10 protein-coding genes are annotated in these 14,934 nt (G+C 40.4%); 9 read left to right on the forward strand and 1 reads right to left on the reverse strand.

Annotation, left to right across the window (positions count from 1 at the left end):
• Positions 1–1,278: 1,278 nt before the first annotated feature.
• The 6 genes from ABDW32_RS11930 to ABDW32_RS11955 all read left to right on the forward strand — a co-directional run bounded on the left by ABDW32_RS11930 (position 1,279) and on the right by ABDW32_RS11955 (position 11,090).
• Positions 1,279–2,463 carry a Pycsar system effector family protein gene (locus tag ABDW32_RS11930; RefSeq protein ID WP_343562659.1) on the forward strand — a complete coding sequence of 395 codons (1,185 nt, stop codon included), beginning with the start codon at positions 1,279–1,281 and terminating at the stop codon, positions 2,461–2,463.
• Between the two features lie 48 nt (positions 2,464–2,511).
• Complete coding sequence (gene ppk1, locus ABDW32_RS11935; RefSeq protein ID WP_343562661.1) at positions 2,512–4,524, forward strand: polyphosphate kinase 1; 2,013 nt, start codon at positions 2,512–2,514, stop codon at positions 4,522–4,524.
• Between the two features lie 4 nt (positions 4,525–4,528).
• Complete coding sequence (locus tag ABDW32_RS11940; RefSeq protein WP_343562663.1) at positions 4,529–5,425, forward strand: SdiA-regulated domain-containing protein; 897 nt, start codon at positions 4,529–4,531, stop codon at positions 5,423–5,425.
• A 5-nt stretch (positions 5,426–5,430) separates the two neighbouring features.
• Positions 5,431–8,040 (forward strand): BamA/TamA family outer membrane protein, encoded by a 2,610-nt coding sequence (locus ABDW32_RS11945; protein WP_343562665.1) that lies wholly within the window; start codon positions 5,431–5,433, stop codon positions 8,038–8,040.
• A gap of 13 nt (positions 8,041–8,053) precedes the next feature.
• A complete protein-coding gene (locus ABDW32_RS11950) occupies positions 8,054–10,414 on the forward strand; it encodes a GAF domain-containing protein (RefSeq protein WP_343562667.1) in 2,361 nt (786 codons plus the stop codon).
• A gap of 64 nt (positions 10,415–10,478) precedes the next feature.
• Positions 10,479–11,090 (forward strand): trimeric intracellular cation channel family protein, encoded by a 612-nt coding sequence (locus ABDW32_RS11955; RefSeq protein ID WP_077436965.1) that lies wholly within the window; start codon positions 10,479–10,481, stop codon positions 11,088–11,090.
• Between the two features lie 55 nt (positions 11,091–11,145).
• On the opposite strand, the gene def is transcribed toward ABDW32_RS11955, so the two are convergent.
• A complete protein-coding gene (def, locus tag ABDW32_RS11960; RefSeq protein WP_343562670.1) occupies positions 11,146–11,727 on the reverse strand; it encodes a peptide deformylase in 582 nt (193 codons plus the stop codon).
• Positions 11,728–12,001: 274 nt separating this feature from the next.
• On the opposite strand from def, the gene ABDW32_RS11965 reads away from it, so the two are divergent.
• The 3 genes from ABDW32_RS11965 to miaA all read left to right on the forward strand — a co-directional run bounded on the left by ABDW32_RS11965 (position 12,002) and on the right by miaA (position 14,914).
• Positions 12,002–12,781, forward strand: a complete 780-nt coding sequence (locus ABDW32_RS11965) for a hypothetical protein (protein ID WP_343562672.1) — start codon at positions 12,002–12,004, stop codon at positions 12,779–12,781.
• A gap of 64 nt (positions 12,782–12,845) precedes the next feature.
• A complete protein-coding gene (locus tag ABDW32_RS11970; protein WP_343562675.1) occupies positions 12,846–14,018 on the forward strand; it encodes a Gfo/Idh/MocA family oxidoreductase in 1,173 nt (390 codons plus the stop codon).
• A complete protein-coding gene (gene miaA, locus ABDW32_RS11975) occupies positions 14,015–14,914 on the forward strand; it encodes a tRNA (adenosine(37)-N6)-dimethylallyltransferase MiaA (protein ID WP_343562677.1) in 900 nt (299 codons plus the stop codon). The genes ABDW32_RS11970 and miaA overlap by 4 nt, the downstream gene beginning before the upstream one ends.
• Positions 14,915–14,934: the final 20 nt, after the last annotated feature.

The raw sequence follows: 14,934 nt of genomic DNA on the forward strand, positions 1-14,934 counted from the left end.
GCCGCTAGCGTTCATCCTGAGCCAGGATCAAACTCTCCATTGTAAAATGAAGTTTTTGATTCCAACTATTTATAATAATCAGAATTCTTTTTTTATATCTCTGATCTTGGACCGAATTGAACGAATTACTTGAATTTGTTCATGACTTTCGTTTACCTACTCGTCACGCTACATGATTGTGTTTTCTTAAAGAACTTTGTCGCTTCAACTTCCGTATCCGCTTTTATTCCGATGGGCACCAGCCCGTCTTTATCTTTTTCTGTTTTCCCTCCGTTTCCGTTGGGACTGCAAAGGTAGAAATCTTTTTCGGAATTCCAAAAAACTTTTGAAGTTTTTTTTCTTTTTCTCTTTTCCGATTTCTGCGTTTAAAATAAGCTGAACGGGATTTTAAATCCTGCCCGGCTCACCTAAACCCTTCTTTTTTTCATGGTTGCCTGCTCTGGCGGCAACCGTCCCTCCCTTGCGGAGTGGTGCAAAGATAGGAAGATTGTTAACAAACTTCCAAGCCTTTTGTTCTTATTTATTTCATTTTTCCGCTAACTGGCTGTACCCTTGGGGGATTGTTTTTGTGAAACGGGATCCCGCAGGGGATCTGGCGGGGTACGGTGGCGGCAAGGGGTGTGCGGTAAGGCCAAAAAGGCCGGTCAGCATAGGACCGCTACGGGATCTGTGCTGACGGTTGGCGCTGGCCCCGCGGCGGAAAGCCCAGGAGTGTACATAAGCTCGGTAGAAAACAGGTACAACTAGGGCGGGTCAGCGTCTGTAGAGATTAACTGTTTAGTTAGAGTTTAGTTAGGGTTTGCTTAGGTTTAGTTTAGGTATAGCTTAGGTAAAAGCTAATGAATACCTAACTAAATACTAACTTAAATCTAAACTATTCCTAAGCTATTGGTTAAGTTGTGTATAAGCAGGTGATATAATGGTCAAAAGCGGATACAATATCAGGCTATCGTAAAAACCAAAAGATATTTGAATGCCGATAGATAATCCATTGCTGGAGGGGCAAACTTAACTTCTTCATGTACTTTTTGTCTTACACAAAAGTATTGCTGCGTATAATCAGTATGTGCAGAGTTTTCAATTTATTACGAAACGCAAAGACAAATGACCAAAATAGGGGTAAACAGTAAAAAGACATCTGAAAGAAAAAACGATGACTTTCATCTTGCTGAGGATATTAAATTGATCTAGATTAAAAAATTACGAAAAGGCGGGAGTACATATACTAGATATTAAAGATATTGAATACTTTTATTCTAAATAAATACCAAATTGGTCATGATAGATTACAACGAACTTCTAAAACAAGTCGAAGAATATTCTAACACATATATTATACAGAATATTTCATCCTGTCATTGTTTTCACAACAGTCTGCATACGCATTCTGTAGTTCAGGCGGCAGAAGAGATTTCATCCTATTATAAGTTAAATGACGAAGATCATTTTATTGTGATCAGTGCGGCCTATTTTCATGATTTAGGTTATGTAAAATCTGACAATGCAATCGGTCATGAAAAAATAAGCGTAGACATTGCCTTGGATTTCTTAGCGGACAAAGGTGTATCCGACGAAGTTAAAGAAAAAATAAAAGGTTGTATTCTGGCGACAAGAATGCCCCAAGATCCAAATAATCTATTGGAGCAGATTCTTTGTGATGCTGATCTGTTTCATTTCGGAAATGATGAATTTGAGAACAGGAATAAACTCATGAAGGCCGAAGCTGAAGCTGTATTAGGAAAAGAAATCGACAAGGATGTTTGGCGTGCCGGCACAATAAAACTCTTAGCAAGCCATCATTACCATACAGCCTATGCACAGCAGAAGCTCAATGCAAAGAAAGAAGAAAACTTAAAAGAACTTCAACGTAAGCAGGAAAAATCTAAGGACAAGAAAAAAGAAGATAAGAAAGAAGCAAAAAAGGAAAAAGACAAAAGTGTAAAACCGGAACGCGGCATAGAAACGATGTTTCGCATAACATCGTCCAACAATCAACGGCTGAGTGATATGGCTGACAATAAGGCAAATATATTATTGACAGTCAACTCCATTATCCTGTCAGTTGTTATCGCTGTATTATTTAGAAAATTAGATAGCAATGAACATCTGATCTTCCCAACAATTATTCTAACGGTAATTGTTGTCGCAACCATGGTCATGGCCATATTATCGACTATTCCGAAAATACCATCCGGGAAATTTTCAAAACAGGAAATTGAGAATAAAACCGTCAACCTATTATTTTTTGGGAATTTCTATAAAATGAAACTCGATGACTACAATGAGGGGATGCAAAAAGTAATGACTGACTCCGAATTCTTATATGGTATGCTTACAAAAGATGTTTATTCCCAAGGCGTGGTTTTAGGCAGAAAATACAAGTTGCTACGGTATGCCTACGGTATTTTTATGTTTGGCCTGGTCATTTCTGTTATTTCTTTTGTGATCGCAACCCTATTATAAAATAGTGAAAGCATCTCTAACCTTATTGCTTCTTAGATTATTTTGCAGATGAAAAAAAAAGACTTATATATCAATAGAGATATCAGTTGGCTATCGTTTAATGACAGGGTACTCGATGAAGCGGGGCGTCAGGAGGTTCCACTATTGGAGAAATTACAGTTCCTCGCCATTTTTTCATCAAATCTAGATGAATTTTACCGTGTACGGATGCCGGTATTGATGGCATGGAAGAAAATTAAAAAGAAGAGCAGTGATCAAATGGTTCCGAATCTCGATATTGGAACCTATAAAAAGGCTACTAAAATTATTGATAAACAGCAGGAAAAATTTGGCCTATTTTTAACTGATATCATTCATCAGCTGGCTAACGAAAAGATTATACTGATCTATAACCAGGAAATCCCATTAGCGATAAAATCGCTTGTAGCTAATTATTTTTTTAGTACGATCGCTTCTTATCTACAAATAATTCGCGTAGACGAAGAATTTTCATTTTTTCCGATCAACAACTGCCTGTATTTTGCCCTGACCGACAATAATACAACAGATTTATTTATTGTCAATATACCTTCAGATCGTATCAATCGTTTCTTTACATGTCAGTTCGATGCTAGTACGTACGTTGTCTTTATCGACGATATCATTAAGCTATTTCTGCCTGACTTAATAAAAAATAGCCATTTAAATTTCTATTCTTTTAAAATTACCCGTGACGCTGAACTCAATCTACAAGATGAGTTCGATGGCGATATCGCACAGAAAATAGAAGCAGAGGTCAATAAAAGGGACCTTGGCTATGCCACCCGATTTTTACACCAGCCTGGTTTTCCAGATTCGCTCATTGAAAAACTTGCCGTTCTTTTCGACCTTCGAAAAAGTAGTATTGTTGCAGGGGGGTATTACCATAATCTGAAAGATTTTTTCTCCTTCCCAATAAAACGGAACGAACTGTCTTTTCCGAAACAGCAGCAGCTAGCAGCACATCAGGATTTTGAACGCTCCATTTTTGAACAGCTCGATCAGCATGATATGCTAATCTCTACACCCTATGAGTCATTTGATCCTATTCTTCGTTTTTTTAACGAGGCCGAGATAGATCCTGATGTAGCCGAAATTCATACTACACTCTATCGAATTGCCAGCGATTCACTTATCGCCCAAGCACTGGCTACCGCAGCAAAGAATGGCAAGAAGGTAAATGTATTTGTTGAATTGAAAGCTCGTTTTGATGAGGCCAATAATATGCGTTGGTCAAGAATTATGAAAGAGCAGGGGGTAAAGATCAGTTACAGTATCCCAAATCTTAAAGTGCATGCTAAAATTGCACTTGTCAAACGAAAAGACGGAAAAGAGAGCGCATTATTCGGAACAGGCAACTTAAATGAAAAAACAGCCAAGGTATATACCGATTACTTCTTAATGACATCCAATCGTCTATTAACAGCAGAGTTAAGCCTGTTATTTGAGTTTCTGCCCAGCAGAAAGAAACCGGATAAGCCGACAGATATCCCATTTCAACAGCTTCTGATCGCTCAATTCAATCTAAAACAGACGTTTGTTACTTTGATTGATGAAACCATCGCTCAGGTCAAGACGGGCAATGCCGCCTCCATAAAAATTAAGCTAAACAATTTAGAGGAAGAATCGTTAATCAATAAACTATACGAAGCCAGTCGGGCAGGGGTGAAGGTACAATTATTGGTCAGAGGCATCTGCAGGCTAAAACCCCAGGTCAAGGAGCTAAGTGAAAACATTGAAATAAAACGGATCGTAGGTCGCTATTTAGAGCACGGGAGAATCTTTATATTCCAATATGGAGCGCAGACAAAGGTGTATTTAGGTTCCTCAGACTGGATGAATCGCAATATCTACCGTAGAATAGAAACCTGCTTCCCGATTATGGACCCTGCATTGGCCAACAGAATTCAGCAACTCTTTAAAATTCAGTTCGCTGATGACGTTGAAGCAACTTTCCTTGATGAGATGGGGCGTAATATGCCTGTCGAACATCCGATTGGCAATAAATCGCAACAACAAATTGTTGACTACTTAAGAAAATGAACTAATGAAAGACGCTACACGATTAACAGCCCTGGCTTTAGCAATGATTTCCACTGTATTACTGGCTTGTAACCCCAGTAATGGAAACAAAGAACACACAGCTCATGTAACCAACGTTACAGCAGATAATCAACAGCAACAGACAATTCCGTATAAATTATCATCCGGTGAAAAGATAAACTTGCCCGATCAACTGCTCGAAATATCAGGAATCGCATTTGTCGAAGGTCAGGATGAAGATATTTATGCCATTCAAGATGAACAGGGGCTGCTTTTTAAATATCATTTATCCAGCCAGAAGCTTACATATAGTCCCTTTGGAAAGGACGGTGACTACGAAGATATAGGCATTAGTAAAACCCACTTCTTTATTTTGAAGAGCAATGGATCTGTGTATTCCTTTCCCATAACGGAAAAAGATAACATACAAACGGTCGTTGAGCAAAAAGATATTTTGCCGAAAGGTGAATATGAGGGACTTTTTGTGGACAAAACAAGTAACCTGGCTTATGTCCTCTGTAAAGAATGCCGGGTAGACAAAAAACAATCACAGACAACCGGCTATATTTTTTCCATTGGGCGTGACGGGAAATTTACCCCGAAAGGTGAATTTGCGATTCAGATTCATGAACTGAAGCAATTTGATCCAAAAATCAAAAAAACATTCAAACCTTCGGCCCTTGCAAAGAAAACCGACAGCAACGAGTGGTATATTTTATCCTCGATTGATAGGGCTCTTGTTGTAACGGATGAGAGTTTCCGTGTCAAATCCATAACAACCCTAGACCCAAAGCTATTTCCTCAACCAGAGGGGATCAGCTTTGATTCAAAATCCAATCTTTACATCAGCAGTGAAGCTGGGAATCAGGATAAAGGAATCCTTTATAAATTTGAAAAATAATAAGCATGCAACGGGTTTTACCATTCTTTTTACTTTTTCTTACGATACAGACTTCTGCCCAGCAGAAGAACAAGTCCAATCGGGCGGCAGATGCACACAAAATTGCCCCTCTGGTACAAACAGTGATCAAAGACAGCACTACTGTCATCGCAAATGCGAAATACGGAAAGGCGAGTAAATTTAAGAAATCATTTCTTGGGGAAAATTATCGTAAAGAATGGGCGGCCGAAACAACATTGCCGCTGCTACAGCTCTCTAAATTATTTGGTGGCCTAACACCGGTCAAACAGGGCGGCGGGATGCAGTCTGTCTCCTTAAGGTTGACTGACCCAACCGGAAGAGAATGGGCACTTCGATCGGTCAATAAACGGACGGAATCTTTGATTCCAGTAGAACTGCACGGCACCTTTGTACAGGATGTGCTGGACGATGCGACGAGTGCACAACATCCTTATTCCGCATTGATGATTCCAGCATTGGCCAACGCGGTTAATGTGCCACATGCACATCCGATCATAGGTGTGGTTGCTCCAGACACAATCCTGGGAGAATACGCACCATTATTCGAAAATACGGTTGCTCTTTTGGAAGAACGAGAGCCCTTAGGCGACTCAGACAATAGCCCAAAAGCTGTTCGCAAACTACAGGAGGACAATGACGATAATTTTAAACCAAAGGCCTATCTTAGAGCCCGTATGCTGGACGTGATCGTAAGCGACTGGGATCGTCATGAAGATCAATGGCGCTGGTATAATGAAAATCAGGACACGGACGATAAAGACAAAGACTATATTCCCATTCCGCGCGACCGTGATCAAGCCTTACGCGTGACCCAGGGTTTTTTGATGAAGGACATTTACCAACGTTTTGTGAATCCGGTTATGCAGGGGTTTACGACAGGTATACCAAGTATCCGATATTCGCTTTTTAAATCCAGATTTTTAAATGCACACCCTAGTAACCAACTCTCCCATAAAGAATGGACAAAAGAGGTGGACCAGTTTGTCGCCCGCTTGACAGATTCGGTACTACGCCAGTCTGTCAATAGTCTACCCCAGTCATCCATTGCCATTCGCGGGGAACAGATTTTCCGTACCCTCCAGAGTAGGCGTGATGCTTTGCCTGCAGCAATGGAAGAATATTATCGTTTTATCAATAATATTGTCGACATCCATTTCAGTGATAAGAATGAAAAGGTGGAGATTGCCAGCACCAAAGATGAGGGCTTAAAAATCATGGTCTCCAAAATCAATAAAGATGGCAAGGTAACCAAAACCTTGATGGACAAAACTTATGAAAAGAACCTAACGAAAGAAATCCGCCTATACCTTTCTGAGGGTCAGGATTCCGTATCCATAAATAACTTAAATTCACCGATAAAGCTGCGTATTATTGGCGACAGCCTACCAAAGACCTATATAGTTAACAAGAGCAGGTCGAAGATAAAGCTCTATGAGAACACGAACAATTCCACATTTGTAGGAGAAAAAAGCCGGATCAGGCTTCATCGGGGTAAAGATAGCCTGAACACACAATTCGTTCCCGTGAATTTATACAATTCCTGGCTACCATTATTAACCGCGGGGTACAACGCTGACGATGGCTTCTCTTTGGGACTTGGCGCAGCATATACACATCAGCGGGGATTTAGAAAAGTACCATTCACGTATAAACAACAGATTACTGTCGCTGCGGCTTTCCGGACGGGCGCTTATAAAATTCATTATCGCGGTGAGTGGGAGGATGTGATCGGTAATGCTGACTTTGTTCTTGATGCGTTGGCGAAAGCGCCCGATAATACACAGAACTTTTTTGGTGTAGGTAATAATTCACAGTTCTTAAAAGATCAGTATGGTGCAAAGTACTACCGAAGCCGATTCAATATTTTCAATATCAATCCACTACTGCGCTGGCATCCATCATCGACACTGAATTATGCCATCGGCCCCCATATCCAGTTCTATCATTTGGACCCGGCTGAAAATCAGGGTCGTTTTATCTTAAATCCACAGGCACTCCATTCTTATGACAGTGTTTCCATTACCAATGACAAAGCTTTTGTTGGGTTAAATGCTTTTCTGACGCAGGATACCCGAAACCGCAAGATTAATCCGAGTAAAGGAATCTTTGTAAAAGCGGCATTGCATTCCTTTTTAGGCCTAAATAAATATTCAAAAAATTCGGCGCAGTTAAGCGCAGAAATGACCGGCTATTTTAGTGCATGCAATGAAGGGATTATATTTGCCAATAGAGTAGGAGGAGGAACAGTGGTCGGTAACCCCACCTTTTATCAATACCTTTTCCTAGGGGGCCACGACAATCTACGTGGTTATCGTCAATATAGATTTGCGGGCGAACAAATAGTCTATAATAACCTGGAGGCCCGCATCAAGATTCATGAAATAAAAAGCTATGTGCTCCCCGGAGAACTAGGCATTATGGGCATGTATGACATCGGGAAAGTATGGGCAAAAGAACATAACAGTAAAACCGTGCAGCAAGGATACGGTGGCGGACTTTATTATATCGTCGCGAATGCATTACCGTTACACTTCGTCATGGCTAAATCCAATGAAGGCTGGTATCCCTATTTTAGTACCGGATTCCGCTTCTAAAAGTGTTCAATAAATGGAAATCAAGAGAGTACAACTGGCCAAGGTCAACAACGCGTTATATAATACCGAAAAAAGACTTCAATTTGAACCTTTTTTCCGCTACCTGGAATCCTTTACAGAGAGCGCTGTATCTTCTGATGACATGATTCCGTTAGTTGCATTAGAACGGATAAGAGAAATTGAAAAGGTTAATGGCAAACTCTGCTCCCACAATCTCAATGCCTATAAAGATATTTTGCAGCTCATCTATAGCCTTTCGGTGTCCCTGATCGATACTGATCCCAAGCAATACTGGGCCCTGGGAACAGCACTCGCCGAAGAAACATTTTATGGAACAGAAGCTTTTTTCGAACTCTGGAAAAATAAACTGGTGGAACAAGAGATACAGGATCAAATGCAAAATGAAGGGATTCTGAACAATCAGGAAAAACTGATATATGCACTGATCTTTGAGCGATTATACGGTCTTCCTGCCAAAGAAAACAACACAATTGTCTACCATCATCTGGATGAACAGGGCGAAATCATCGACTATTACGATCTAAATATAGACTTCAAATTTGTTGACATCAAACCCAAAAAAGAACTCCCCCTATTTGATGTGGAGAGTCTAACCAAGAATGCCAATGATACCTCTTTATTTGACTGGAATAATATTGTCAATACCATCAAGATCGAAGATTTTGAATTGTCGGGTTTTACCATCCTCACCGCCCAAAAGAGTAGTCTAGCACATACCCGCGAGAGAATACAATCTATCCTATTGGATCTTGCGACCTATAACTATCATCTTTTTTTAACCGATCTGGAGAAAATTATTGCTCCAATTCTAAAGGGGACAAACACTGTTTTTAGCCTCTTTCCTTTATTTCAATTGAACGGGGTCCCATTTTTTGATTATTCAATTACCAATAAGAGTATTTTAATTTCCGAAACCTATGCCAACAGCAGTTATACCAATATCAATCCAGCAATCGCTAGCTATTTAAAACATCCACACCTTATCTTTTACAATACCCTGGATACCATTAAAAATACGACATCCATTTTTGATGAACGCATTCAGGCGTCTGGAGTCAAAACTTACTTGTGCATTCCGCTGATACATAACCATGCATTATCGGGTATTTTAGAAATATACAGTCATCAGCTCGACCAGCTCGATCATGAGACCATACACTCGCTTCGTGAACTTGTGCCTTTATTATCCCAGCTTTCGCATGATATCACAACAGAGTTCAAAAAACGTATTGACGAAATTATCATCAACCGATTTACGACAATACAGCCAGCAGTACAATGGAAGTTTAATCATGTTGCGGCTCAATATATCCAGGAATTTGAGCAAGATGAACAGAACGCGCATATCAAACCCGTTATTTTTGAAGAAGTTTACCCGCTCTATGGGGCCATAGACGTAAAAGATTCTACTATCATCCGCAATGCATCAATTTTAAGGGATTTTAGTTTCAAAGTAAAACAACTGGCACTCCTTATTGACGAATTGTCATTGGACGGCAGGCATCAACTTATTGTTGATTTTTCAAAACGGGTCGATCAGATTACCGCGTCGCTGGATCAAATTTCCTTTGACGAATCTATGGTCAAGATCATTGAATTCTTCCGGAAAGATGTACAACCTTTTCTTGATGCGGCGAGAAAGCAGTTCGCTGCAAAACATGCTATTATCGAGCATTATGCCCGACATTTTTTTACCAATCGGGAAACTGGAGAGTTCTATAGGAATGAATTTGAGACTTCATTACGCCGGATAAATCATATTATTAGTAAGGAGCTCAATCATTTTAACAGCTTTATTCAGGGAAATTATCCGTCCTATTTCCAAAAATTCAGAACTGATGGGATCGAATACGATATCTATATCGGCGAATCTATTACACCGCAGCAAACTTTCAGTAGAGAATTCATCAATGTCTTTCGGCGGCAACAGATTATCTCCATGGCCCGGATTGCGCTGAAAACATATCATGCAAAACAAGATTTACCTCTTTCCCTGGAGACAACACAGCTTATCTTCATTAATCCACACAGCATTGACATCAGTTTTAGAGAAGATGAGCGTCGATTTGATGTAGAGGGATCATTGAATATCCGTTACGAAATCATAAAAAAACGGATAGACAAGATACGGATAAAACGCACGAAGGAAAGGCTCACGCAGGTCAATAAGATTGCCATTGTCTATCTTTCGGATGAAATCTTAGAAGACCTCAATCTGAGCATACAGGCGATTTATGATATGGGAATTATTGAAAATAATGTTGAACATCTAAAACTTGAGGATGTACAGGGAATTGTAGGATTAAAAGCCATTCGTCTTACAGTAAACTTAAACTACAGAGATTTCTCCTAAATTTGCCAGATCTTTCGGGGATAAATTATAGAAATTGGGAAAATATTTTTAAATACATATTACAATGATAACTGATGCCAACTACTTTTATTTGAGCGATTTGCTTGGCACCTTATTTTTTGCGATATCGGGCACATTGTCTGCGAAACGTAAGGATATTGACATCTTTGGAGCTGCATTTCTCGGTTTTGTGACCGCTATTGGCGGTGGATCCATGCGTGACGTATTTTTAAACCTACGTCCAGTATGGGTAAATGACAGCAATTATCTCATTGCCATTTTTCTGGGTATCTTGATTGCCATTATTTTCAATCGGCAGTTGTATAGTTACTATCGTACACTCACCCTTTTTGATGCTATAGGAATCAGTTTTTTTACCATATTAGGCGTACAAAAGTCGTTAAATTATGAAAGTAACGTCTATGCGGCCATTATCTTTGGAATGTTTACTGCAGTATGCGGTGGCATGACACGTGATATACTCCTGAATGAGACGCCTTTGATTTTTAAAAAAGAGGTATATGCAACTGCCTGTCTAGCCGGCGGATTAATTTATATCTTGCTTGTTCATCTGGACCTTGATCTATCCTGGGCAGCTTTTATTGCTGCCGGAGTAGTCTTCCTGATCCGAATGACTGCTGTTAAGTACAGGCTATATTTACCGAGGTTGGATTGAGCTTGGAAATCTGAATGAAATCCATGCCGACAAAATAAAAAAGCGTTAGTTTGGACTAACGCTTTTTCTTTTGCTGTGGAAATTTCATTTTATAACCCACCCGGATATTGCCTTTGGCAATCGCATCCAATTTACCTTTCAGCATCGTTTTCTTCAGGGTGCTCAATTTATCCGTAAATAACTTCCCTTCCAGGTGATCGTATTCATGTTGTACAACACGTGCCGCCAACCCTGTCAGATCCACTTCGTGCTCTTCAAAATTCTCGTCCAAATAATTGATACGGATATTTTTATGGCGAAGTACATCTTCATTAATATCAGGAATACTCAGACAACCTTCACCAAAGGCCCACTTTTCCCCAGATTCTTCAACCATTATCGGATTAATGAAAACCCTTTTGAACGACTTCAGCATTTCTTTATTCTCTTCATCATCTTCTGCAAAAGGTGTTGCATCGATAACGAACATACGTATTGGCAGGCCCACTTGTGGCGCTGCTATGCCAACACCATGTGCAGCATACATGGTATCGAACATATCGTCAATCAGTTTTTTTAAATCTGGATAGTCTTCATCTATTTCTTCAGCAACCTTTCTTAGTACTGGGTCGCCATACGCCACTATCGGAAGTTTCATATGTAAATAATTATTTTATAAGTGCCGATCTTCATTGTTATACATGAACTCGTTACACTTGGTTTGATTTTTAAAAGTACCCTGTAAATATCGCGTTTATCTTATGCAGCACAATTTTCTATTAATACCCCCATACCTCGCTTCGTTTCCCTCGATTGACTATGTCTTCAAAATCTGGATATTACACGGTACTATTATGATTTTGCACAAAGATACGGATAATTATTAAAAGCAAATATTTCCTCAGAACTTCCATAAAAGTTACTTTTGTTGTATGAATGCATCCTTTAAAGATCTCGTTATTCGACTTAAAAACGAACTCGGGCGACAACTCGAGCTGCGACTAACCCTGATCGAACGAGATGGATTTATACAAATTGAATCTCCTGAATTAACAAAAAAAATATTTCTTTACGCCAACGAGCGCCGCTTTCGCTTCCTGAGCACCGAGTCGGGTATCCATATAGACGAAGATCAATTGGAACAAAAATTCGATCTTATCGTCCAGCGTATCATTGCTCAATCGATGAACAACCGTCGTATTTATGCACGAAAGACTGTTGTTGCCCGACTTGATAAAAAAGTAAGTCAGCAGTTTCTCGTGGAACATCACCTGCAAACACCAATCTTTGGAAAATATCGATATGGCCTGTATGAACAAGGTGAATTGGTTTCCATTGCTATCTTCTCCGGAGGGCGACGTATGAATGATAAAGACGAGGCCTATCGTTCCTTTGAATTGTTGCGTTTTTGCAATAAATCCGGTTATAACGTAATTGGCGGATTAAGCAAATTAATTAAAGCTTTTGTGATAGATTTCTCACCGGGGGATATCATGACCTATACAGACCGGGACTGGAGTCAGGATTCCTCGTTAGAAAAAATCGGCTTTATAGCCAAAGAAATTACAGCGCCCATCCACTTCTGGGTAACAGGGGCAAACAGGTACGCATATCGTACCGAAGATGAGCTGAAAGCATTGATAGCTCAGGCTCCAATCGGCTTTCCTAAGGAAAACTTGGGGAGCATCAAGATGATTTTATATATAAAATAAGCTAAATTGTGTATATTGTACACTGTAAAAATTTGAAAAATAAATAATCAAAAATAATAACGTTATGAAGAGAAAACTTCGCATGGGTATGGTCGGAGGCGGAAATGATGCCTTTATTGGAGCTGTACACCGCATCGCCGCATTTATGGATGGAAAGATTGAATTGGTCTGTGGCGCATTTAGCATTGATCCACAGATTTCAAAACAGTCTGGAGAAGACTTATTTGTAGCCCCCGAACGGGTCTATCAAAACTACGAAGAGATGATAGAGAAAGAATCTTTGCTACCTGAGGGCGAACGCATGGATTTCGTAACGATCGTTACGCCTAACTTCCTACATTTTGCTCCTGCTAAGTTAGCTATGGAAAAAGGTTTCGATGTTGTGGTTGAAAAACCAATGACTGTATCTGTTGAGGAGGCAAAAGAGTTGCAAGAGACCGTAGAGCGTACAGGCCGTACATTATGTCTGACGCATACCTATTCTGGCTATCCAATGGTCAAACAGGCCAAAGCGATGGTGAAAGAAGGTCACTTTGGTAAAATAAGAAAAATTGTTGTTGAATATCCACAAGGCTGGTTGAGCCGCTTAACTGAACGCGAGGGCAATGCTGGCGCAGCATGGCGCGCCGACCCTAAACGCTCTGGTAAGTCTTTGGTTATGGGCGATATCGGCACCCATGCAGCCCATCTTGCAGAATATGTCTCAGGACTAAAAATTGAAGAGGTGTGTGCTGATTTGACAACATTTGTTGAAGGTCGCCTATTAGATGATGATGGGTCGGTATTATTACGTTTCGAAAATGGTGCTAAAGGGGTATTAATGGCGTCGCAAATCTCCGCAGGAGAGGAGAACGCTGTCCGTATCCGGATTTATGGGGAAAAAGGAGGACTAGAGTGGGCCAATGAGGATCCGAACAACCTGATCATCAAAATGCTCGATCAGCCACGTCAATTGTACCGTACTGGAAACGCTTATGCTGCTCCATATACATTAAGTTCTTTCGCTACGCATAATACACGTATTCCTGCTGGTCACCCCGAAGGTCTATTGGAATCCTTTGCAAACATTTACCGCAACTTTGCGTTGACTGTTAGCGCAAAACGTGAAGGCCGGACACCGACCGCTGAGGAACAAGATTTTCCAAACGTTAACGATGGTGTAAGAGGAATGACCTTCATTGACACAGTTGTAAAAAATAACGAAGGAACAGAAAAATGGACTAAATTTGTCGTGTGATAGACAGATTAAAACATATACTTTCTCTTTTGGAACAGGAAAATGTTCCAAAAGAGAAAGTTATCGTTATACTGGGCCCTACAGCCTCCGGGAAAACCAAACTGGCCGTTCAGCTTGCCCAGCAAATTGATGCCGAAATCATTAGTGCGGATTCCCGTCAAATTTACCGACGCATGGATATCGGTACCGGAAAAGACCTTAGTGAATACCAGCATATTCCATATCATCTCATTGATATACATGAACCCGGGACAAAATACAATCTTGGAAATTTCATTATGGATTTCAATCAGGCGTATCAATCCATTTTAAAAAAGGATAAACATACAATCTTGTGTGGAGGGACGGGGTTATACCTGCAGAGCGTTATCCAGCAAAAGCCTTATGCACTGATTCCAAGTATAACAGGATTCAAAGAAGCGCTAGTGGGCCAGACGAGGTCTGCGTTAATAGACCGGCTAAAGGCCTATACCTGTCCTTTGGACTTTCAGATAGACCACTCCACAGATAAACGGATTATACGGGCCATCGAAATCCTGGAGTTTCTCCAACAAAACCCGGACTTCAAACCCGGGCAGCAAGCTCCAGAAGTTTTCGTTATTGGTCTAAATCCACCTTTAGAGAAAAGGCGGACTGGCATCAGCAAGCGACTGAAAGAGCGTATAGAAAACGGTTTTCTGCAAGAAGTGGAACAACTCCTGGCCGAAGGGCTTACGCACGAGCAATTGCAATATTACGGTTTGGAGTACAAATATGCGTCCCTGTATCTGCTTGGGGAGATGGATTACAGCACTTTCTTTACCAAATTAGAAACGGAAATTCATCGTTATGCCAAACGTCAAATGACCTACTTCCGAAAAATGGAAAAGGATGGGATAGCGATCCATTGGATATAAACAAAAAAGGGTTAGTATCC

Origin of the sequence: Sphingobacterium sp. (genome assembly GCF_039596235.1) — a bacterium.
GTDB lineage: Bacteria > Bacteroidota > Bacteroidia > Sphingobacteriales > Sphingobacteriaceae > Sphingobacterium.

Bases quoted from the DNA above. Each gene is read 5' to 3' on its own strand.
- ABDW32_RS11950 (WP_343562667.1), top strand. From the start codon at position 8,054: ATGGAAATCAAGAGAGTACAACTGGCCAAGGTCAACAACGCGTTATAT.
- ABDW32_RS11930 (WP_343562659.1), top strand. From the start codon at position 1,279: ATGATAGATTACAACGAACTTCTAAAACAAGTCGAAGAATATTCTAAC.
- ABDW32_RS11955 (WP_077436965.1), top strand. From the start codon at position 10,479: ATGATAACTGATGCCAACTACTTTTATTTGAGCGATTTGCTTGGCACC.
- ppk1 (WP_343562661.1), top strand. From the start codon at position 2,512: ATGAAAAAAAAAGACTTATATATCAATAGAGATATCAGTTGGCTATCG.
- ABDW32_RS11965 (WP_343562672.1), top strand. From the start codon at position 12,002: ATGAATGCATCCTTTAAAGATCTCGTTATTCGACTTAAAAACGAACTC.
- ABDW32_RS11945 (WP_343562665.1), top strand. From the start codon at position 5,431: ATGCAACGGGTTTTACCATTCTTTTTACTTTTTCTTACGATACAGACT.
- def (WP_343562670.1), bottom strand. From the start codon at position 11,727: ATGAAACTTCCGATAGTGGCGTATGGCGACCCAGTACTAAGAAAGGTT.
- ABDW32_RS11940 (WP_343562663.1), top strand. From the start codon at position 4,529: ATGAAAGACGCTACACGATTAACAGCCCTGGCTTTAGCAATGATTTCC.
- ABDW32_RS11970 (WP_343562675.1), top strand. From the start codon at position 12,846: ATGAAGAGAAAACTTCGCATGGGTATGGTCGGAGGCGGAAATGATGCC.